The sequence below is a fragment of the Desulfovibrio subterraneus genome (genome assembly GCF_013340285.1).
Taxonomy (GTDB): Bacteria; Desulfobacterota; Desulfovibrionia; order Desulfovibrionales; family Desulfovibrionaceae; genus Halodesulfovibrio; species Halodesulfovibrio subterraneus.
Genome location: NZ_BLVO01000013.1, coordinates 809,220 through 830,249, shown reverse-complemented (window position 1 = coordinate 830,249; position 21,030 = coordinate 809,220). Strand labels below are relative to the sequence as shown.

General features: G+C 55.9%; 24 protein-coding genes. 10 read left to right on the top strand and 14 right to left on the bottom strand.

The features are described 5' to 3' along the window. Positions 1 to 64: 64 nt before the first annotated feature. The 5 genes from HUV30_RS10555 (at position 65) to HUV30_RS10535 (ending at position 5,612) form a co-directional block, all read left to right on the top strand. Positions 65 to 478 (top strand): response regulator, encoded by a 414-nt coding sequence (locus HUV30_RS10555; RefSeq protein ID WP_174405389.1) that lies wholly within the window; start codon positions 65 to 67, stop codon positions 476 to 478. 228 nt (positions 479 to 706) lie between these two features. After that, entirely contained in the window at positions 707 to 1,090 is a 384-nt protein-coding gene (gene gcvH / locus HUV30_RS10550) for a glycine cleavage system protein GcvH (RefSeq protein WP_174405388.1), read from the top strand. 372 nt (positions 1,091 to 1,462) lie between these two features. Then, entirely contained in the window at positions 1,463 to 2,794 is a 1,332-nt protein-coding gene (gene gcvPA, locus HUV30_RS10545; protein WP_174405387.1) for an aminomethyl-transferring glycine dehydrogenase subunit GcvPA, read from the top strand. Then, positions 2,794 to 4,242: an aminomethyl-transferring glycine dehydrogenase subunit GcvPB gene (gene gcvPB / locus HUV30_RS10540; protein ID WP_174405386.1), complete on the top strand. Its 1,449-nt coding sequence runs from the start codon at positions 2,794 to 2,796 to the stop codon at positions 4,240 to 4,242. The genes gcvPA and gcvPB overlap by 1 nt, the downstream gene beginning before the upstream one ends. Before the next feature lie 8 nt (positions 4,243 to 4,250). Beyond that, a complete protein-coding gene (locus HUV30_RS10535) occupies positions 4,251 to 5,612 on the top strand; it encodes a dihydrolipoyl dehydrogenase family protein (RefSeq protein WP_174405385.1) in 1,362 nt (453 codons plus the stop codon). 76 nt (positions 5,613 to 5,688) lie between these two features. Here HUV30_RS10535 and HUV30_RS10530 read toward each other — a convergent pair whose 3' ends face one another. The 12 genes from HUV30_RS10530 to HUV30_RS10475 form a co-directional block, all read right to left on the bottom strand. Continuing rightward, positions 5,689 to 5,868, bottom strand: coding sequence for a YegP family protein (locus tag HUV30_RS10530; protein ID WP_174405384.1), 180 nt, complete (start codon positions 5,866 to 5,868; stop codon positions 5,689 to 5,691). A gap of 66 nt (positions 5,869 to 5,934) precedes the next feature. Further along, complete coding sequence (locus HUV30_RS10525) at positions 5,935 to 6,819, bottom strand: EamA family transporter (RefSeq protein ID WP_174405383.1); 885 nt, start codon at positions 6,817 to 6,819, stop codon at positions 5,935 to 5,937. Between the two features lie 401 nt (positions 6,820 to 7,220). Continuing rightward, on the bottom strand, positions 7,221 to 8,210 hold the full coding sequence (gene ilvC, locus HUV30_RS10520) for a ketol-acid reductoisomerase (protein WP_174405382.1): 990 nt from the start codon (positions 8,208 to 8,210) through the stop codon (positions 7,221 to 7,223). Positions 8,211 to 8,316: 106 nt separating this feature from the next. Further along, complete coding sequence (ilvN, locus tag HUV30_RS10515; RefSeq protein ID WP_174405381.1) at positions 8,317 to 8,805, bottom strand: acetolactate synthase small subunit; 489 nt, start codon at positions 8,803 to 8,805, stop codon at positions 8,317 to 8,319. A 9-nt stretch (positions 8,806 to 8,814) separates the two neighbouring features. After that, positions 8,815 to 10,506 carry a biosynthetic-type acetolactate synthase large subunit gene (ilvB, locus tag HUV30_RS10510; protein ID WP_174405380.1) on the bottom strand — a complete coding sequence of 564 codons (1,692 nt, stop codon included), beginning with the start codon at positions 10,504 to 10,506 and terminating at the stop codon, positions 8,815 to 8,817. Continuing rightward, positions 10,507 to 10,737: a DUF465 domain-containing protein gene (locus HUV30_RS10505; RefSeq protein WP_174405379.1), complete on the bottom strand. Its 231-nt coding sequence runs from the start codon at positions 10,735 to 10,737 to the stop codon at positions 10,507 to 10,509. Between the two features lie 24 nt (positions 10,738 to 10,761). Next, positions 10,762 to 11,070 carry a DUF167 domain-containing protein gene (locus HUV30_RS10500; protein WP_174405378.1) on the bottom strand — a complete coding sequence of 103 codons (309 nt, stop codon included), beginning with the start codon at positions 11,068 to 11,070 and terminating at the stop codon, positions 10,762 to 10,764. 2 nt (positions 11,071 to 11,072) lie between these two features. Then, complete coding sequence (locus HUV30_RS10495) at positions 11,073 to 11,579, bottom strand: DivIVA domain-containing protein (RefSeq protein ID WP_174405377.1); 507 nt, start codon at positions 11,577 to 11,579, stop codon at positions 11,073 to 11,075. Positions 11,580 to 11,588: 9 nt separating this feature from the next. Beyond that, on the bottom strand, positions 11,589 to 11,891 hold the full coding sequence (locus HUV30_RS10490; RefSeq protein WP_174405376.1) for a YggT family protein: 303 nt from the start codon (positions 11,889 to 11,891) through the stop codon (positions 11,589 to 11,591). Between the two features lie 151 nt (positions 11,892 to 12,042). Further along, positions 12,043 to 12,720, bottom strand: a complete 678-nt coding sequence (locus HUV30_RS10485; RefSeq protein WP_174405375.1) for an HAD family hydrolase — start codon at positions 12,718 to 12,720, stop codon at positions 12,043 to 12,045. Positions 12,721 to 12,743: 23 nt separating this feature from the next. After that, on the bottom strand, positions 12,744 to 13,598 hold the full coding sequence (locus HUV30_RS10480) for a hypothetical protein (protein ID WP_174405374.1): 855 nt from the start codon (positions 13,596 to 13,598) through the stop codon (positions 12,744 to 12,746). Positions 13,599 to 14,136: 538 nt separating this feature from the next. Continuing rightward, entirely contained in the window at positions 14,137 to 15,792 is a 1,656-nt protein-coding gene (locus tag HUV30_RS10475) for an FAD-dependent oxidoreductase (RefSeq protein WP_174405373.1), read from the bottom strand. Positions 15,793 to 15,964: 172 nt separating this feature from the next. Between HUV30_RS10475 and HUV30_RS10470 the strand changes: the two genes are divergently transcribed. Next, entirely contained in the window at positions 15,965 to 16,153 is a 189-nt protein-coding gene (locus HUV30_RS10470; RefSeq protein ID WP_174405372.1) for a twin-arginine translocase TatA/TatE family subunit, read from the top strand. A 250-nt stretch (positions 16,154 to 16,403) separates the two neighbouring features. Here the strand turns inward: HUV30_RS10470 and HUV30_RS10465 are convergent, their stop codons facing one another. Together HUV30_RS10465 and purM are read right to left on the bottom strand one after the other, a co-directional pair. Continuing rightward, positions 16,404 to 17,333, bottom strand: coding sequence for a hypothetical protein (locus HUV30_RS10465; RefSeq protein WP_174405371.1), 930 nt, complete (start codon positions 17,331 to 17,333; stop codon positions 16,404 to 16,406). Positions 17,334 to 17,518: 185 nt separating this feature from the next. After that, a complete protein-coding gene (gene purM / locus HUV30_RS10460) occupies positions 17,519 to 18,592 on the bottom strand; it encodes a phosphoribosylformylglycinamidine cyclo-ligase (protein ID WP_174405370.1) in 1,074 nt (357 codons plus the stop codon). 86 nt (positions 18,593 to 18,678) lie between these two features. Between purM and HUV30_RS10455 the strand changes: the two genes are divergently transcribed. Genes HUV30_RS10455 through HUV30_RS10440 form a run of 4 tightly spaced genes read left to right on the top strand, consistent with a single transcriptional unit; the run spans position 18,679 to position 20,951 of the window. Next, complete coding sequence (locus HUV30_RS10455) at positions 18,679 to 19,014, top strand: hypothetical protein (protein WP_174405369.1); 336 nt, start codon at positions 18,679 to 18,681, stop codon at positions 19,012 to 19,014. A 13-nt stretch (positions 19,015 to 19,027) separates the two neighbouring features. Then, a complete protein-coding gene (amrS, locus tag HUV30_RS10450; RefSeq protein ID WP_174405368.1) occupies positions 19,028 to 20,044 on the top strand; it encodes an AmmeMemoRadiSam system radical SAM enzyme in 1,017 nt (338 codons plus the stop codon). Further along, positions 20,041 to 20,544 (top strand): cob(I)yrinic acid a,c-diamide adenosyltransferase, encoded by a 504-nt coding sequence (locus HUV30_RS10445; RefSeq protein WP_174405367.1) that lies wholly within the window; start codon positions 20,041 to 20,043, stop codon positions 20,542 to 20,544. Before amrS ends, HUV30_RS10445 begins: the two co-directional genes overlap by 4 nt. Then, on the top strand, positions 20,544 to 20,951 hold the full coding sequence (locus tag HUV30_RS10440; protein ID WP_174405366.1) for an Hpt domain-containing protein: 408 nt from the start codon (positions 20,544 to 20,546) through the stop codon (positions 20,949 to 20,951). Before HUV30_RS10445 ends, HUV30_RS10440 begins: the two co-directional genes overlap by 1 nt. Positions 20,952 to 21,030 lie beyond the last annotated feature (79 nt).

Below are 21,030 nucleotides of genomic sequence, written 5' to 3'. Positions count from 1 at the left end.
ACGACCGCAAGGATGGAGAGTAGAGTTACGCGCGATACCTCTCTGGAACATTTGGAGGAATTGAATGAAATTTCTTGTCATTGATGATGACTTTGACAGCCGCAGGCTGGTTCAGAAAATTCTGCACCCCTACGGATATGTCGAAGTTGCGGCTGACGGAGAGGAAGGTGTGGAGGCGTTCCGTGCTGCCCTCAAAGACGGTGAACCCTATGATGTCATCACGCTCGACATCATGATGCCCAACATGGACGGGCAGGATGCCCTGCGCGAAATCCGTGAAGTTGAAAAAGAAATGGGCATAGCTGGCGACAAGGCCACCAAGGTCATCATGATCTCCGGACTTGATGATAACAAGGAAGTGCACGATGCATTCTTCCTTGGCGATGCCATCAGCTACATCGTAAAACCCATCCGCAAGCAGACTCTTCTGGATGAGATCCAGTCTCTGGGTGTCACCCTCGAGAAGTCTGCAGAATAACACAGACTGAATACTGCAAATGGCCAGCCCCACCCAAGTGTGCGCTGGCCATTTGTTTTTCACAGCCATCTGAGGCTTTGATCACTAAACAAAGCTTTTTTTGCAGAAAACACACACCGGGGACTTGCCCATAGCCGAGTCCAAGGGTATGCAGAACCAAGAATCACTCGCGGGGTTTTCCCCGCAAACCACAACCACAACAACACCTAACGCAGGAGGCTTCCCTCTATGAAAACCCCTGAGAATCTTCTCTACAGCAAATCCCACGAATGGGCCGACATTGACGGCGACACTGCAGTCATCGGCATTACCGATTACGCACAGGAACTGCTCGGCGACATCACCTTCGTCGAACTGCCTGCCGTGGGTGACACTGTGGAAGCCGGCACGGAAATGGGCTCCATCGAGTCCGTCAAGGCTGCCAGCGAACTGTACGCCCCTGTAAGCGGTGAAGTCATTGCCGTGAACGAAGCCCTTGAAGACAACCCCGAAAAGGTGAACGAATCGGCTTTCGAAGACGGCTGGCTGATCAAGGTTCGCATTTCCGACGAACCCGCCAACCTGCTCTCCGCCACCGAATACGCGGAACTGGCTGCCAGCGAAGACCACTAGGCGCGGCTTCGGCCGCGGGTACAAGGTGCGTCCCGAGCCTGCTTCCTCTTGCAGAATCCGGGGCGGGTCTTTTCGCATTGGCTGTGCCGATGCGCCCTTGCAATATGACAAGCACATGTCGGCGTTGTCCCGCTTCCGCACAGAATGATCTGTTCCGGACGGTCACAGCATACATGTGCCCTGCAAGTGCATCCCTGCCCTGCCAATCAGCAAAACGGTACCCCGCTGCCTGAACACACGACGCCCTTCCCTGTCTTCCAGGCGGGAGCGGATCATGTAGACTTCCCGCTCCCCATGCAAATGCAGGCAACTGCATGACCCTGCCAACGGCAGAGACACGCGTTTTCCAACGCACAGGCCACAGGAGGCCCTATGCCTTTCGTTCCTCATACTCAGGAAGACCTGAAGGCCATGCTGGACGTCATCGGCGTCACCACCATGGAAGATCTTTTCGCAGACATTCCCGCCAACATGCGGCCCAAGAGCTTCGACCTGCCGGAAGGCATGAGCGAAATGGAAGTCTGCTCGTACTTTGAAGAACTGGCCGGAAAGAACCGTACCGACCTCGTCAGCTTCCTCGGTGCCGGTTTCTACGATCATCATATCCCCAAAGCCGTAGACGCGCTCATCTCCCGCGGCGAATTCTACACGGCCTACACGCCCTACCAGCCCGAATCCTCGCAGGGAACGCTGCAGGCCATTTTCGAGTTCCAGACTGCGGTATGCCGCCTTCTGGACATGGACGCATCCAACGCATCCGTTTATGACGGCGGCTCCGCCATCTTCGAAGCCATGATGATGGCAGTGCGCGCCACCAAGCGGAACAAGATCGTCGTCTCCGAGGCAGTGAGTCCCATCTACCGGACCATGCTCACCTCCTACACCTCGAACCTCAATATCGAGTTCGTCACCGTGCCGCATATGGACGGCATGACCGACATCGAGGGACTGAAGGCCGCCATTGACGACAAATGCGCAGCCGTGGTGGTGCAGAACCCCAACTTCTTCGGCAATGTCAACGACTTCACCGAACTCTTTGCCCATGCACACGAGAAGAAGGCCCTTGGCGTCATTTCCGTGTATCCGGTCATGCAGTCCGTTCTGAAGACCCCCGGCGAAATGGGCGCAGACATCACCGTGGCAGAAGGCCAGAGCCTCGGCCAGCCCCTGTCCTTCGGCGGCCCCTACCTCGGCATCATGGCATGCACCGAAAAGCTGGTCCGCCAGATGCCCGGCCGCATTGTCGGCCGCACCGAAGACCTTGAAGGCCGCACCGGCTACGTGCTCACCCTGCAGGCCCGCGAACAGCACATCCGCCGCGCCAAGGCGACTTCCAACATCTGCTCCAACCAGGCCCTGTGCGCACTGCGCGCGCTTATCCACATGTGCCTGCTGGGCCCCGAAGGGCTTATCCGCACGGCCGAGCTTTCCATGGAGCGCACCCACTATCTTGCAGACCGCCTGACCGCCATTCCCGGTGTTGAACTGCTGAACGACGCGCCCTTCGGCAACGAAGTGGCCATCCGTCTGCCCATCAGCGCCTTTGAGGCCGTGGACAAGCTGGTGGAACGCGGCTTCGTGGCAGGTGTGCCGCTCGGACGCTACTACAAGGATATGGACGACGTCCTGCTCGTTGCCTGCACGGAAAAACACACCTTTGAACAGGTCGGCATTCTGGCCGAAATGCTGGGAGGGATACTGTAATGAAGACCGCATTCGCACAATCCGTCCCCGGACGTACCGCCTGTCTGCCCCCCATGCCGGAAGAACGCGCGGAATCTTTCATCCCCAAGAACCTGCTGCGCGCCAAGCGGCCCGCACTGCCGGAAATGAGCGAACTGGACGTGGTGCGTCACTTCACCCGTCTAAGCCGCCTGAACTACGGGGTTGATTCCAACTTCTACCCGCTTGGCTCCTGTACCATGAAGTACAACCCCAAGTTCACCGAACAGGTAGCTGCGCTGCCCGGTTTCTCAAGGCTGCACCCGCTGCTGCCCCAGATCAAGAGTGCCGGTCTGTATACGCAGGGCGCGCTTGAGGTCATGTACGAAACCGAGCGCATGCTCTGCGAACTCACGGGCATGAGCGCCTTCACCCTGCACCCCATGGCGGGCGCTCACGGCGAACTCACCGGCGCAATGCTCATTGCCGCATATCACAAGGACAAGGGCAACAAGAAGACCAAAGTCATCTGCCCCGACTCCGCACACGGCACCAACCCCGCATCTGCCGCGCTGGCCGGATTCGAAGTGGTGAACATCGAGTCCAAGGACGGCATGCTCGACCCCGCGGCTCTTGATGCCGTGCTGGACGACGACGTGGCCGCCCTGATGATGACCTGCCCCAATACGCTGGGCCTGTTTGAGAAGCATCTCCCCGAAATCGTGGAGAAGCTGCGCAAGATTGACGCCCTGCTCTACTACGACGGCGCAAACCTGAACGCCATCATGGGCAAGATGCGTGTGGGCGACGTGGGCTTCGACGTGGTGCACCTCAACCTCCACAAGACCCTTGCCACCCCGCATGGCGGCGGCGGCCCCGGTGCCGGTCCTGTTGGTGTTTCCGAGCGCCTCAAGCCTTTCCTGCCCATCTCCCGTGTGGACAAGCTGCGCGATGGCCGCCTCTTCCTGAACTACGACTATCCCAAGTCCATCGGGTTCATGGCACCCTTCTACGGCAACTTCGGTGTCGTACTGAAGGCCTATGCCTACATCCTGCGTCTCGGCGGCGAAGGCCTTACCCGCGCCTCCGAATACGCCGTGTTGAACGCGAACTACATGCGCAAGCGCCTCGAAGACTACCTGCACATCCCCTACAACAGGATATGCATGCATGAATTCGTGGCCTCCGCGTGCGACCAGCAGGCATCCTGCGGCGTGCGCGCGCTGGATATCGCCAAGGCCCTGCTGGACAGGGGCTACCATGCTCCCACCATCTACTTCCCGCTGATCGTCAAGGAATGCATGATGTTCGAGCCCACCGAGACGGAAAGCAAGGAAACGCTGGACGCCTTTGTGGATGACCTCATCGAGATTCTTGAAAGCGCGAAGACTGATCCCGTGGCCCTGCAGGAAGCACCGCTGAAGACCCCTGTCCGCCGTCTTGATGAAACCAAGGCTGCCCGTTCGATGATTCTCATCGAACCTGCGTAGGTGATGCCATGACGTACGATTGCATAGTCATCGGGGCAGGCCCCGGCGGCATGCGCGCCGCCATGGATGCCGCACAGGCCGGACTCAAGACCGCGCTGGTGGAAAAGGAAGACCTTGGCGGCACCTGCCTGAACTGGGGGTGCATCCCCACCAAGCTGTTCCTCGGCTCCACAGCTGCCGCTCCCATGCTGCACAGTCAGGAAAAGCTGAAGAGCGCTACCGGCACGCTGTCCTTTGACCTGCCTGCCATGCAGACCCGCAAGGACCGCTTTCTCAAGGGAAGTCGCACCGCAGTGGGCAAGCAGCTGCAGGCGCTGGGCGTGGACGTGCATACCGGAGCAGCCAGCTTCAAGGATGCCGCAACCCTCGTCGTTGACAAGGCCGATGGTGCTGTTGAGCTTGGCTTCAGGCATTGCATTGTGGCCACCGGCTCCATGCCCACGGCGTTTCCCGGTCTGGAGCCGGACGGCGACTGCGTGCTGCATTCGTCGCACGTGCTGACGCTCACCGAAGCGCCTGCATCCATGATAGTGGTGGGTGCCGGGGCCATAGGGCTTGAGATGGGTGATTTCTACAACCGTCTGGGAACGGAAATCACCATAGTGGAAGGCATGGACCGTCTCGCGCCCACCGAGGACGCGGATATCGGCGATGTGCTTGCCAAGCAGCTCAAGCGCGAAGGCTGGAAGATACATACCGGCCGCAAAGTTGCCTCGCTCAAAACTGTTGACGGCAAAGCTGTGCTCACCTTTGAGGATGGCGAGACCCTCACGGCAGACAAGTCGCTCATGGCTGCTGGCCGCAAGCCTGCCAGCGGCACCCTGAATCTGGACGCCATAGGCGCGAAGACCGTAGGGGCCGGATGGATTGTCACGGACGGCAGCCTCAAGGCAAGCGATAGTGTGTATGTTATCGGCGACGTGAACGGCCGCACCCTGCTCGCCCACGCTGCCGACCATCAGGCCCGCTATGTGGTCCGCCACATCTGCGGCAAAGCACAGGGCGACTATGTGTCCGGTCCCATGCCCGCCTGCATCTACGGCCACACGGAAGTAATGCGTGTAGGTCCCACCGTTGCGGAACTCAAGGCCGCAGGCAAGGCTGTGGAGGCTTCCGTCTCGCAGCTCATCGCCAACCCCATTGCCCAGTCCTACGGCACGACCCACGGGTTCGTGAAAGTGCTGTGGGTGGAAGGCAAGATGGCAGGCATTGCCGCAGTCGGTCACGGTGTTTCGCATCTCATCTCTGCTGCCACCATCATGGTAAAGCAGCAGTGGACGGTTGAGGATGTGCACTCCATTATCTGGGCGCATCCCACCTTGGATGAAGCGCTGGAGCTTGCCGCCACGGCACCGCGAGTTGCTGTGTAGCTACGATTTGAATGGTTAGAAAAAATGAAGCCGCCCATCGCAAGATGGGCGGCTTTTTTGCAGCGTAGTATAAGACCTAAATGCAAGTGCATCCAAGTGATCTAGCATTATCGATGCAGTCAGACTTGTTCACATAGCCCTGAGAAGAAGACCCAACAATATTTCCGTTTGTTGCCGTCTTACGCCATCTCCACTTGTCGTTGGAATCCTTATAGAATTCCCACACATAACCTTGTTTGTCAGTGCACTGGCTCATTTTAGCCTCCTAGATAATTTATATGAGGCTAAATAACATATTTCTTATATAAGTAAAGAAATGAAATCATTGTGGCACACTCCTTTTTGCGAACGCCACAGCAACCCTGTTGCCAAATACAACCAGAAGGATGCCGGAAAATACGAGGCAGGATGCGGCCATTTCTATGGCTGTGAACTCTTCGCCAAGCACGACTGAGGCGGAGAGAATGCCGAAAATGGGCACAAGCAAAGAGAACGGAGCCACCATATTGGGGGAATATTGCTTGAACAACTGCGCCCAGGCAGCGAAAGCAAAGACAGTCGAGATGATAGAGATATAGAACAGCACTCCGGCACCTGTGAGGGTCATCTGCGTTATGGCCTCCCACTGTCCGGTTTCCATCACTACGGAAAGACCAAGCAGAGGCAACGGCGGCACAAGACTCATCCAGACGATGAGCGAGAGCATATCCACCTTCCCCACCTTCTTCATGATGATGTTGGAAACGCCCCAGAAGAAACCGGCGGCAATCACCAGCATAAGGCCTGTAAAACTGGGCGTTCCAGACATGTCGGAAATGAGCAGCCCCATACCAGCACAGGCGACTATCACTCCGCCCGCCTGCCATTTGGTGGGAACATCTTTCAGCACCAACGCTGCCATCAGCAACGTGAACACGGCCTGACACTGCAACACCAGCGAAGAAAGCCCTGCGGGCATGCCCATGTTCATTCCCACAAACAGCAAGCCGAACTTCACCACTCCCAAGCTCACGCCGAGCGCAACGAGCCATCGCCACGGAATACCCTTTCGAGAAATGAAGAATACCGCAGGCACGGCGGCAAAAAAGAAGCGCAGCGCCACGAACAGGATGGGGGGAAACGCTCCCAGCCCTACCTTGATGACCACAAAGTTGAATCCCCAGACAAGCGCCACAAGCACGGCGAGCAAGATATCGGCAGCCTTCATGTTAACTCCGGAAAAAGATGCTGGAAACGAGAGAACCACGACCCTATACTTCCAATTGCAACATTACAAGACGCAGAGTGCGACAACAGGAAACAACCTGCACAACTTCAATTCCGCCCCTGTAAACAGGTTCTACCAAAGGGCCGGAGCCAAAACCCAATGAGGCACTGCCAACCGCTGGCAAAGCTGACAAGGCTATCACCTACGCTCACGAGGCCAAACGATTTCGTGATCATAATACCAAACAATCTCAATATCACATGACTACGCGAACAAACGACCCTGCAACTAAACCACCATACAGCCGTGCAACCTTGCGATTTTACGGCCTTGCGATCTTGCGACCATAAAAAAAGCCGCTTCGGGTGAAGCGGCTTTTTTATTCTTATTCCTGAACTCAATTACTTCTTGAGCCAGGGCATCATATCACGAAGACGCTTACCCACTTCTTCAATGGGATGTGCCGCTTCGATACGACGACGTGCAGTGAAGGTGGGGTAGTTCGCCTTGGATTCAAGGATGAAGTCCCGTGCAAAGCGGCCGTACTGGATGTCTTCCAGAACGCGCTTCATTTCCTTCTTGGTTTCCTCGGTGATGATGCGGGGTCCGGTTACGTAGTCGCCGTATTCGGCGGTGTCGGAAATGGAATGACGCATCTTGGCGAGGCCGCCTTCGTACAGAAGGTCCACAATAAGCTTGGTTTCATGCAGACATTCGAAGTACGCGACTTCCGGCTGGTAGCCGGCTTCCACGAGCGTTTCAAAGCCTGCCTTGATCAGGGCGCTGATACCACCGCAAAGAACAGCCTGCTCACCGAAGAGGTCGGTTTCAGTTTCTTCGGTGAAGGTCGTTTCAATAACGCCGGAACGTGCACCACCTACGCCCTTTGCATAGGCCAGAGCCTTCTCCCGTGCCGTGCCGGTCGCATCTTGGTGGATAGCGAACAGGCAGGGAACTCCGCCACCTTCGGTATAGGTGCGGCGAACGAGATGACCCGGACCCTTGGGGGCGACCATGAACACGTCGACATCCTTGGGGGGAACGATCTGGTTGAAGTGGATGTTGAAGCCGTGAGCGAACACCAGCGACTTGCCGGCGGTCAGGTGGGGCTTTACATCGTTTTCATATACAGCGGCCTGATTCTGGTCGGGGAGTAGGATCATGATCAGGTCGGCCTTGGCGGCGGCTTCAGCGGCAGACATGGGTGCGAAGCCATGTTCCTTGGCGAGCTCATAGTTGGCGCCACCGGGGCGCTGACCGACAATGACGTTCACACCGGAGTCGCGCAGGTTCTGTGCGTGGGCGTGGCCCTGGCTGCCATAGCCGATGATGGCTACGGTCTTGCCCTTCAAGACGTCCAGGTTGGCATCCTGTTCATAATAAACCTTCATTACTACTCCCTGCCGTGCAGAGCACGGCGCACACGTTTAGGTTAGGGTATAAAAAAACCCGCCTGAGAGCCGACCGGCGCTCAGGCGGGTTGCCTAGCGTGCTTGTCTAACTCTCAGGTTGCATGGAACGGCGCATAGCGACAGTGCCGGTCCGTGCAATTTCCTTAATGCCGAAACGCGATAGTAGCGCGATGATCGCTTCAATCTTGCCATGGTCTCCCGTGGCTTCTATGGTCAGTTCACTCATGCTCACATCTACTACCTTGCAGCGGAATATATCGGCAATACGCAGAATCTCGGCCCTGCGGTTGTCTTCCGCATACACCTTCATCAACGCCATCTCTCGCTCTACGGCAGCGAGGTCCTGAAAGTCAACAACTTTAATCACCGTAACCAGCTTGCGGAGCTGTTTTACTATCTGCTCCACTATCTGATTGTCGCCGGTGGTTGTAATAGTCATAAGAGATACGCCTTCTTCCAGCGTGGGAGCAACGTTCAAAGAATCCACGTTGAATCCGCGACCGCTGAAAAGGCCGGCCACACGGGAAAGCACACCGGGTTCGTTCTCGACAAGTACCGACAGTACGTGACGCATGGTTACCTCCTATACCAGCAGCATTTCTTCAAGGGAGGCACCGGCAGGCACCATGGGGTACACGTTCTCTTCCTTTTCCACATGCACGTCTACAATGCAGGTGTTGGGGTTTGAGAACGCTTCCTTCAGAACGGACTCAAGCTGCGATTCCTCTGTTACCCGGTAGCCCGAGGCACCATAGGCTTCCGCCAGCTTGACGAAGTCCGGCTGTGCGTCCATGCAGGTATTGCAGTAGTTCCTCTGGTAGAAGAGTTCCTGCCACTGCCGGACCATGCCGAGGAATCCGTTGTTCAGGATGACAATTTTCACCGGCAGACGGTTACACACTGCGGTCATAAGCTCCTGACTGTTCATCTGAATGGAGCCGTCACCGGCAATGTCGATAACCAGCTTGTCGGGAAAGGCCATCTGCGCCCCGATTGCAGCGGGGAGCCCGTATCCCATGGTTCCCAGTCCGCCCGAGGTGAGCAGTGTCCTCGGCTTGCGGAACTTGTAGAACTGGGCAGTCCACATCTGGTTCTGCCCTACTTCGGTGGTCAGTATCGCTTCGCCCTTGGTAAGCTCGAAAATGGTTTCCACCACCTTCTGAGGTTTGAGCTTACCGTTCTTGATATATGTGAGCGGCTGCGCAGTGCGCCATTCACCCACCTGACATATCCAGTCATCGTGCTCTGCATGCCAGTCTTTTTCAGAAAGGCGGGCGTTGACGATCTCCTGAATACCGGCAAGGGCGTGCCGGCAGTCGCCGACCACAGGAACATGCACTTCCACGTTCTTGCGGATGGATGTGGGGTCTATGTCGATATGAATGATCTTGGCACCCGGAGCAAAGGTGGAAAGCTTGCCCGTCACGCGGTCGTCGAACCGCGCACCAGCCGCGATGATCAGATCGGCATTGCTCACGGCCTTGTTGGCCGCATACGTTCCGTGCATGCCCAGCATACCCAGCCATAGCGGATCGTCACAGGGGAAAGCCCCCAGCCCCATGAGGCTGCCCACCACCGGAATGCGCAGCGAACGGGCCATTTCGCCCAGCTCCGCACTGGCGTTGGAAGTGATGACCCCACCGCCCGCAAAAACCAGCGGCCGCTTTGCTACCATGATATGTTCCACGGCACGGCGCAGCTGGTTCAGATTGGGCTTGTAGGTCGGATTATAGCTGCGCATTTTAATCTCTTCAGGATACCTGAATTCGCACAGTCTGTTTTGCACATCCTTGGGTATATCCACAAGAACAGGCCCCGGACGGCCCGAGCGCGCCAGATAAAAGGCTTCCTTTATGGTGGAAGCCAGTTTGGTTATGTCCTTCACCAGATAGTTGTGCTTGGTGCACGGTCTGGTGATGCCGACGATATCCACTTCCTGAAACGCGTCGTTTCCAATCAGGGGGGTTGGGACCTGTCCTGTTAGCACGACAAGCGGAATCGAATCGCAGTATGCCGTGGCAATGCCGGTAACGGTGTTCGTGGCACCGGGACCGGAGGTAACCAGACATACGCCGACCTTCCCGGACGCACGTGCATATCCGTCTGCTGCGTGCACAGCGCCTTGCTCGTGGCGCACCAGCACGTGACGCAGACTCTCATGCCTGGGAAGTTCGTTGTAAATATCCAGCACGGCACCGCCTGGGTAGCCGAACAGAACATCAACGCCTTCCATCTTAAGGCTTTCCAACAGGATTTGGGCCCCAGTCAGTTCCATTTATCCCTCCGCGTTGCGATAGCGGTCCAGTATTCCATGAAGCCGCGTTTTCCCTTCCAGTTTCTGTTTTTTTATTTCCTTCAGAGTCTTGTCCTCCGAGGGAGTGCGTACGATTTTGCTTTCGAGTTTTTCGAGCTTTTTCTTGTAGATGATGTGTTCATCCCAAAGGGTCTTCAGTTCAAGATCTTGCGGAAGATACTTTTCAAGTAATTCGAGGTCACGTGCTTCCATAAGCCTTACTCCTTCCTTTGGAGGTTATTCAGCAACACCCGTGATCAGCGAGTTCCACACGGGTTCTTCTGCTGACTCTATACGGATCTTCTTCTGCCTGCTCGTTTGCCCTGCCACCAGTTCAAGGCGGCTGGCACGAACAGACAGAAGCTTCGCGACAAACTCAAGGAGAGCTTTGTTGGCCTTGTTATCCACAGCCGGTGCGTTAAGTCGTATCTTCAAACGCCCCTGATGGAGGCCAACCACCTCATTCTTCTTGGCACCGGGTTGTGCCCAGACCAGCAGCATATGGCTGCCATCCGGCTCCGGTACAATATATTCCGGCAGGGCCATGCCTACCCGTTGTTCGCCTTCAGAAATGCCACCTTCTTCTCCATGGCATCCAGCTGCTCGTCTTCCTTGCGGTTCATCTCGATAAGCTGTTGATGCGAATCGATGACCGCCTGAACCTTCATCTCAAACTGCGCACGCATCTTCTTGGACGCATTGATTTCTTCATGTATCTTGGCCAGCCGCTGGTGTCCCTGATTTATCAGGTTCTCTGCCTTGGCATAGGCAGCATCAATGATGAGCTGCGCTTCGCGCTGGGCGGTGGACTTAAGCTCGTCGGTCACCTTCTGGGCGGTAAGCAGGGTATCTCTCAGCGCATTCTCACGGTCCTTGAAATCACGCAGACGGGCCTCAAGCTCTGTCACCCGCGCCTCAAGCAACGACCTATCCTCACTCAACCGGCCAATGGTATCGGCCGCCTCCTGCATGCAGCGGTCCACCTCTGTCGGGCTATAGCCCCGCAGACTGCGGGAAAACTTCTGGTTGAGGATATCAATACGGCTGATAGACATTCCTACCTCCTACATGTGCCCGGCGAACTGGTACAAGGTACGCACGAGAAACATCTTGATAAATTCAATCCCGAGCAGAATGACCACGGGCGACAAATCAAGACCGCCGATATTAGTAAACGGAAGCAGCTTTCTCACTCTGTAGAAAACCGGTTCCGTCAGATTGCGTATGATACGCACAATGGGGTTGTAGGGGTCGGGGTTAACCCAAGAAAGCACCGCCGAAGCTATAACAATCCAGAAATACAGTGAAAGGACCGCGTTGATAACTCCGGCGATGGCCCCGAGAAAATTTCCTGCAAGCAACTCCATATAGCCTCCGAATATTCTTGGAATACTCCCCCCCTCGACGAGGGGTCTGGAGATACTCCTTAATGGTCATCTTTCCATTTCCTGCAAGTCGAAATCAAGCAAAAAAATGCAGAAGACGTGTTTTTTTCCAATCCCACAGCAAAACAGCCGTTTAACGGGAGCAGGTATCCCCATTCCATTGAATGAGGGCTCGCCTCACACTCCAGAAGTCCGGAACATGACGTTGTGCCAGCAGACTTTCATTCTTGAAAGCCCAGAACGGAATACCGGCTGCTTCCGCGGCCCGCTGGTCCGCTGTCGAGTCTCCGATAAAAGCAACGTCAGAGGGCTTTGCCCCCCACGCTTCAAGTATCTTGAACGCACCTTCGGGATGCGGCTTGCCCTTCACCTTCTGCGCGGTCATGACCGGAAAGAAGAAGGAGGAAATACCCCAGCGCTCAAGAACAAGCTCCATGGTGTTGGTCCGGTTGGTATACACGGCCATGCGCACGTTCATGGAACGCAGTGTTTCAAGCAGCTCAAACAATCCGGGCTCCGGCCGCATGTGCGGCATTATCTCCTGCACATAATTAACAGCCTTGCGGGCCTCTGGCAGTTCGTTCCAGCGTGAACGGGGAACAATATACTCCAGCGACTGCACCACGGTGGCCACGTGCACGAAATCTTCCTGTTCCTTTGTCATGGGTTCAAGCCCCATGCGTGAAAGGATGAGATTGTAATACTGGACATTGCATTCACGAGTGTCGAACATGACACCATCGCAATCGAAGATGATACCGGTAACGCCGGCGGGATATGCTTCCCGCAGATTATGGGCAGTTACATACACCGCTCATTTCTCCTGAATAATCGCTAACAGGTATGACAGACCAGAAACCGCAGTTCACGTCCGAGCCACGGACGGTCTGCAGGGGCACTGTCGTGTCCGAGCAGGGTCCATGCAGGCACCCGGCACATGCCGAATCCTTCTACCCCGCCCGCTTGAGCCAGATCTTCGTCCGGCTGCACAATTTCAGTCAGTTCGGTTAAAGCCGAAACAAGCCGTTCATCCGTGGTGACAAACACTGCATCAGCAGGGGCAAACCGCAGCACGGCAGACAGCACCGTCCGCCAGTTCATGCGCGATATGTCTTCCGCACCGCTGTTCAGCGTTCCCATGGTTCTGCTCAGGCCCGGCAGTTCATCAAGATCTTCATCGTCCACGCCCACCAGTCCCTTGAAGGAACCGGCGGCCTTGGCAAGCGTATCGTGCAGCCCTGCCAGCTCATGAACACGGGATTCAAGATTCCATGCCAGAATCAGCGCCTTCTGCGCAGCAATGGCCGATACAGCAACCAGAGACTCCTCAGATTGCAGGGGATCCTTTTCAGAGACGACAGACTCGCCCGTGGCGGCGAAATGTTCCAGTTCTGCCATTTCCTTCCGAACCGAGTCATTGCCGCCATACGGATCAATCTGGGGCTGCAGGGCAAGAGTAACCAGATCGCGGGTATTCCTGAACTGTTCTCCCAGACTGATCATCTCGTTCAGACAGGCCCGTGCCTCGGCCGGAGCAAAAGGCAGCTCACCGGAAACCCAGAAAGGTGAGGCGTCAGTGCGGGGCAGTCCCGGCGACATGAAGCGCACTCCTGCGGGCATGCGGGAACTCGCAAATTCGGGTTGCAGACCGGGAACATGCAGCAGCAACGGAACATCTAACTTCGTCATTGTTGTCACCATCTTATAGAATATCAACCGGTTTGACGGACAAAATGGCCGCACACGCCTTCGCAGCGGGGCATTCGCAATATGCAGGCTGAGCCGAAGCTGCGGGTACAGTCAAGTACGGAAGAGAAATCCTGCACGGGGAAGGTGGTGTCAGTTTCCCCATTCATTGTTTGCGCCGATGCAGAAGATCCATCGGAAGTGTTCCCTTGCGATGAACAGGAACCCGCAGGCTTGCGGCAGCCGGGGCAGCCGCCCGTTCGTGGAGCATACGTAGGACACCCGTCTCCGGGAGCGCGAGTTGCCGCCACTCTCTTCTCCCACAATGAGGCCACCTCTTCCTCCGACAGGGAGAAACGTTCGCACTGCTCAAGCAATGTATCATACATCGCCATGAACCGCATAAGCTCCGCACAACGCCACTGAGGCTCATAGCCGGGATTCAGACGTTCTTCATAAAGGCAATGCCCGGCGGCATATAGCGCACAATGCACGCCGGGCATGCGAAGAACATTCATGGGGGTTTTCCCTTGCAAATGCATCAGCCTTTCATCACCTCATAAGGCCACATATCCATACCGCCATCCAGCACATACAGATCGGTGGCCCCCAGCCCGAACAGCTGGCAGGCTGCGGAATAGGCTGCGTCCGAGGAACGGCTGATCAGCACGATGGGAGTGAATCTGGGCACTTCGTCCTGCAGACGCTTTTTGAGCTGGGTGTAGGGAATATTGTAGGCTTCGGGAATGTGCCCACCCTTCCAGGCCACGTTGTCGCGCAGGTCAAGCATGAAGAAGTTGGCACCGGCTTCCTTGGAAGCCATAAGTTCTTCCGCCGAAATACCGTAAAAACGGTACATGAGCTTGTTGGAAAGAATGGAAGCCGCACGGTGCAGAATCTCGCCACCGGCCCCCGCAAAGTCGAGCACGGAGAGGCGTTCAACCGTCATGGACGATGCCATGGCCACGCTTACACTGTTGGCAATGGTATCAGCCTGACCGCAACAGCTGCGTGCCACAACCTGTGCACCCAGCAGGACGTGTGAATTCTTGTCACACACCAGCTTGAGCGTGACAGGTGCATCGGCATTGCCATACAGGGCGGCCGAACTGTGCAGCAAAGCAAACTCGGGCTCAAAACCGGCCACTCTGGCCTCATCCATGGTCAGGCCCAGCTTGCATGCGGTTACATCGGCCCCGCAGCTGCGGAAAACGCCGGCAACACCCTGCCATGAAGCATTCTCGCCAACAAAACCGGCAAGATGATTCGCCACCACGCGGGCGGAAGCAAGCACGGCAGCCTCGCCCATGGCCACACTGGGCACGGGAGCACCCGGAGTCTTGCCCGGCAGGCGGGACATAGAGACGCCGGAGCCGATGATGTACAGCCCCTCGGGGCCGCTGCGGAAATGGCTGTCCACGGCAATAAGGCCGGACGGATCAAGCTCGACACCGGGCTGGGCAATGATAGGATGCAGAGCCCGCTGCGGAATGGTCCAGAAAAATACGTCGCCAGCTACTTCGCCGCCACGACCATCCTGTAAAGACTGCACTGAGCCGTCTTCTGCAAGCACGGGAACAAGCGCCTCAACCCGCACGTCTGTCCAGTCCTCAACCACCACACGGCCGTTGGAGGAATCCGTAACGCGGCGTTCGATGACATCCCACATGTCGGCATCGTACGCCGCATCAGCAGTGCGCACCCAGGTAACGGAAAGACCGGACTCCAGCAGAGGCGCCAGCAGTTCCAGAGCCACACTGCCACCCACAACGACAGCACGGCCGGGCCGGGTTTCGTTAATCCAGCTATCGAGCACAAAACAATTTTCCAGAGGCCACGGGACAACGTTCCCAGCTGCACGCAGGCTGCGGGGCAGGCGGGCCGAAGCCTCGACCTCCAGAACGACCTCATTGAAACGAATATGCAGAAGGCCGCGCTGCGAACGCACATTTACCTGACTCTGTTCAAAATCGAACTGCACCTCACTGGCCTTGATCACGCCAACCTGACGCGCCTCGGTCAGCGCTTCAGAAACCTGACGGGATTCAACCATGCGGGCGAACGGGCCGCTCTCTTTGCCCTGCTCTTCGCCGGATGGAACAACCAGATTTACCTCAATCTCAGGGGCAAGACGCTTTATGCGCGTCGCGGCTTTTGCGCCCGCAAGCCCGGAACTGACAACTACTATACGTCGCATTATACTCTTCCTCTTCCTTATTCACGAATATGACGCCATGGTACCCCAAGACGCCAGACCTTGCAATTACAGATAGTTAGCAGCACAAAAGGTTTTTTCCCAACAGTAGTTTCCCTTGACCTCAGGTTCCCCTATGTGTATAGCCTGCTGCTATATTACACGGAGGCAATGTATGTTCGGATTAGGAATGCAAGAAATCCTGTTGATTCTCCTTGTGGTGCTGATCGTTTTCGGCGCCAACAAGCTTCCTGAAATCGGCGGTGGACTCGGCCGAGCCATTAAGAATTTCAAGAAGGCAACCACCGAGCCTGACGAAATCGACGTTACTCCGTCTTCCAAGAAGAAAGACGACGACGCCTAACACAATCACGGCACGGACTTTTCTCAAAAACAAATCCCGAAGCACGACGCGCTTCGGGATTTGTTTTTTGATGCTGACTCATAAAACAACAATCAGTCAGTTTCACATGCTTCCTTTCAACCGGCGACAAGTGCCATGCCCGGCAGGTAGTTCTTTCAACGACTCCCGCCAACCTATTTCAATGAGCTTTACCCCGCATTGCACGCCGCAATGACAGCGTTGACACAGCCGCCCTGCGGCAAGCGCAGAGCTATCTATCCTTCAGGGCAAAAGACAAACGCCGCTTCGAGGTATAGTCCTGCAGACGCTCACGCAGCTTGTCCGCATCAAGAATATTCACTGCCCAGTGGCCGGATATTCCCGATGCTTCCATGGAAACATCCTGCAGCGATACCGTATCCAGAACGTCGGACCACTCCTGCAGCATGGTATCAAAGGCCTCCACCCCGTCGGGAGTGAACCAGCCGTCCACTGTAAGAGTAACCGAAGCGGTGACAGCCTTGTCTTCGTTCATGCCGCCGAAATACTTGCCCCACACCTTGCCCCATGCACCATCAAGAGAATCGGCAGTGGCAAAATACGGCTCGGCGGAAGGCGCGCTGCGATCCACAAGAGAAACGGTCCACACCTTGCCGGCATAATCGAGCTTCAGCTCAAGAGGGGCCGCCGAACTTGGGGTAAGTCCGTATAAAACATGCAGTCTTCCAAGTGTTTCCCACGTATCCGGCTGCACAGCACCATATTGGGGGCTGTACGCCAGAGGAGTGGCGCCGGTGGCAAAAAAGCCCAGACGCTTGAGCTCCTGCCGCAGAAGGTCACGGTTCACATGAACATCAACGGTGAGGCGGCTGCCCTCAGGCAGATTTTCCACACCGAGCTCAGTATAACTCATGATGAAATGCGAAGCCCGTTCTTTCAGGTAGTCCTGAAGAAGCACCTTGCGCTCATCGGAACCGGCGTTACGCAAAATTTCCGTAGCCTCCGCAAACACGGCATCTGCAAAGGCAAAACGCTTTGCTTCATCCTTGGAACGCAACGGAGCAATCTCGAAGGTCTTACCCGCGGGAAGCTTGTCCATCCACTCGCCACTGGCCACACGGGCCTCGGCGCTTCCAATGAAACACAAAGCCAGTGCAGCAGCGGCGCACAGCATTTTGGGATTGTATATTTTTTTGTTCATGGCGAATTATCTATTTTACATACTATGTTTCCGCCAGTCTCCGCGCGGCGCCAACCTCCATGAAGCTGTGCCTGTAACGGACAATCCGGCAGATATGCCTTAAAGCAACATGGTCAAACTAGGCGTTAGCGCTCAAAGAGGCAAGTGGAGGAGTAAGAAAAAAGCCGGGTTTCCCCGGCTTTATACTATTTGCATTCGTTTTCTTCAGGAAAGTTCACATGAACCTGTTCCGAGTCATCCTGCTGTCGGCGCTCGATTTTCCCGATCACCCACGCTTTCTGATGGAGCGCGTCGAGGCGCCCCATGACCTCTTCACAGATATCTTCGCTGACAATAAGCACATAGCCTATGCCGGTGTTGAAGATCTGGAGCATTTCAGGCCATGAAAGCTCGCCCTGCTCTTTCAGCCACTGGAACACAGGCTCGATATCCCAGCTGCCGAAATTGATGTTTGCCTGCACAGTAGCGGGCAGCACACGGGGCAGGTTATCGTAGAATCCGCCGCCGGTGACGTGCACCATGCCCTTGATCTCGAAGTCCCGCATCAGGTTACGGACAGTTTCCACATAGATTGCAGTGGGTTCGAGAAGGACTTCAGCAACAGTACGCTCGGTGCCGGGGAACGTGTCATCACCCTTGAGGCCGCTCTTGTCGAGCACCTTGCGGATGAGGGTGTACCCGTTCGAGTGAGGACCGGTGGATGCAAGACCGATAACAACGTCATGCACGCGGATGGAGGAACCATCAACAATACGGGCGTTATCAGCTATGCCGACACAAAAACCGGCCAGATCGTATTCGCCGTCGGCATACATAGAGGGCATTTCAGCGGTTTCACCGCCGAGCAGGGCGGAACGTGCGCGCTTGCAGCCTTCAGCCACACCGGCAACAACCTGCTGGGCCTTGTCTACATCCAGCTTGCCGGTTGCGAAATAGTCGAGGAAGAACAGAGGCTTTGCGCCCTGAACAAGAATATCGTTCACGCTCATGGCAACAAGGTCGATACCGACCGTGTCATGCTTATCAAATGTAAAAGCCAGCTTGAGCTTGGTTCCCACGCCGTCGGTGGAAGCAACCAGTACCGGATCTTCCATACCGGAAAGGTCCGGCTTGAACAGACCTCCGAATCCGCCGATATCCGAAAGAACGCCGTTGGTGTGCGTTGTGGCGACAATATTCTTGATTCTGCTTACCAGGGCGTTGCCGGCATTGATATCTACCCCCGCCTCGGTGTACGCTCTAGCACGATCTTCAGACATGTATATAGCTCCTTAAACAGCGTAGGTTCGAGATTTTCGGAAGCCCTTCATAGGCTTTTAGTGCCCAAAGAGCAAGGAGAACTCTCATGACAAGGAAAAGGTTTGCATTCCAGAATGTTAACCGTCCGGCGACCTGTAACGTGCGCTTCACACTATGCGCATTGCTTATTGGTTTAACCATTGCCGCACCCGTTTTTGCCAGCATGGGTACTGGCGACACCCAGCGGCAGGACAAAACCATGGGCACCTTTACAGAAGGAATGCAGCTCGGCACAGACCCGGAAACCGGAGACACCATCCTGCGCTCTGCTCCCTCTCCTCAGAATAATTCCGGAAACGGAACTGATAGTAACACGCCTCCGCCCGTGATCAACATAGAAATTACGCCCAAGCTTCACATGAAGCCCGGGACGTCCCAGTAATCCGGTTGCAGCCATGCATGCCGCAAAACACTGGAAGCCGCTGAACGACGGGGCTGTTCAATGCAGACTCTGCGCCCATTCGTGCATCATCCGCAGTGAAGATAAAGGGTTGTGCGGGGTGCGTCATAACAAGGGCGGAGAGCTCCTCACCGCGACATATGATTGCATTGCCGCCGCAAACCTTGATCCGGTGGAAAAGAAACCCCTGTATCACGTATTGCCGGGCTCAACAACGTTCTCATTCGGAACCATGGGGTGCAATTTCAGCTGCGCCTTCTGCCAGAACCATACTCTCTCAGCCCCCCCGCGCCTTGGCAGGCCGGTGCAAGGACAGCCTGTTACGCCCGCAATACTCGTGGAAGAAGCTTTACGTCTGAATGCGCGGTCCATATCCTACACATATTCCGAGCCTACAATATTCTATGAACTCATGGCCGACACAGCAACATGCGCCATTGATAATGGCCTCATGAATATCATGGTTTCCAACGGATTCCAGAGTACTGAATGTCTGGATGCGCTGAACGGGCTCATCCACGCCTGCAACATAGACCTTAAAGCCTTTACTGAATCATTTTACCACGAGCATTGCGGCGCGCAACTCAAACCTGTGCTGCGCAACCTGAAGCATATCGTCCGCATGGGCTGGTGGCTTGAAGTTACAACGCTGCTCATACCGGAGGCAAACGACAGCGATGCCGAACTGCGCGACATGGCCTGCTTCATCCGCGACGAACTCGGCAAGGACGTGCCATGGCACATCTCCCGCTTTCATCCTACATATATGATGACAGACAGGCCCCCCACTCCGCTTGAACGTCTGGAACGTGCATGGGAGATTGGCAAACAATGCGGCTTGTCCCATGTATATCTGGGTAACGTGCATGGGCATTTTTCCGAGCACACGGCTTGTCCTTCCTGCGGAAACGTTGTAATCCGCCGGACCGGCTATCGCGCAATTCTCAAAGGTGCGCCCGTCTGCAAGGCGTGCGGCACCTCCATCCCCGGCATCTGGAGCTTTCCGGCATGATTCTCGTCAACACAGGCAACGGCAAGGGCAAAACTACGGCTTCGATAGGTATCGCCATCCGTGCAATCGGGCAGAACCTCACTGTTGCCTTTGGACAGTTCATGAAGCGTAACGATCAGGCAGGGGAACAGACCGTGCTCGCAAACCTGCTCGGTGAACGCTTTCACGCCAAGGGCAAAGGGTTTCTCACCCGCCCCGATCAGTATCCTTCTCACCGTGCCGTTTCGGAAGAACTGATCAACTGGGCTAAGGAACAGCTTGCCAGCGTTGATATGCTGGTGCTGGATGAAGCGCTGTATGCACTGCAGTCAGAACTGCTTAAAGAAGAAGAGCTGCGCGACCTGATTGCCATGGCCCGCAAGCGGGATGCTCATTTGATACTCTCCGGCCGCGGCTGCCCCCGATGGCTTGAAGAAGAAGCCGACCTCGTCACCGAGATGACTGAGATCAAACATCCCTATAAGAAGGGAATTCCCGCCCAGAAAGGAATTGAATTCTGATGAACCGGCCACCCGTTCTGAACATCCACCCCGTCCTGCTCCGTCTGGGAGACGATAAGGAGTTGTTTGCCCTGCTTCTGGATGCTTTCAGGATGGATGCCCCCAAAAAGCTCCGCCGGATATCCGGACACATGGCCGACAACAATTACAATAATGCACGCATTGAAGCCCATGCCCTTAAAGGCGCTGCCGCCACGGTGGGAGCCGAGCGCATCGTCTTGCTTGCCGGCGAACTGGAAGACCTTATGCAGCAACTGGCGGCTCTATCCCCCTCAGACATGACGGATGCCATCACCGGCTCCCTCGCTACTTCTGCCATGCTGCAACAGTTGGCCTCCGAACTTGAAGACCTGTATGAGGCCATAGACAAGCTGCATCTCATACCATCAGATCCTGAACCAGACTGATCCACCTGTTCTCATCCGGCATTCCCCTTGATTGAGAAGGAATCCCCACAGAATGTCGCTTCCTGAACACATTACATCT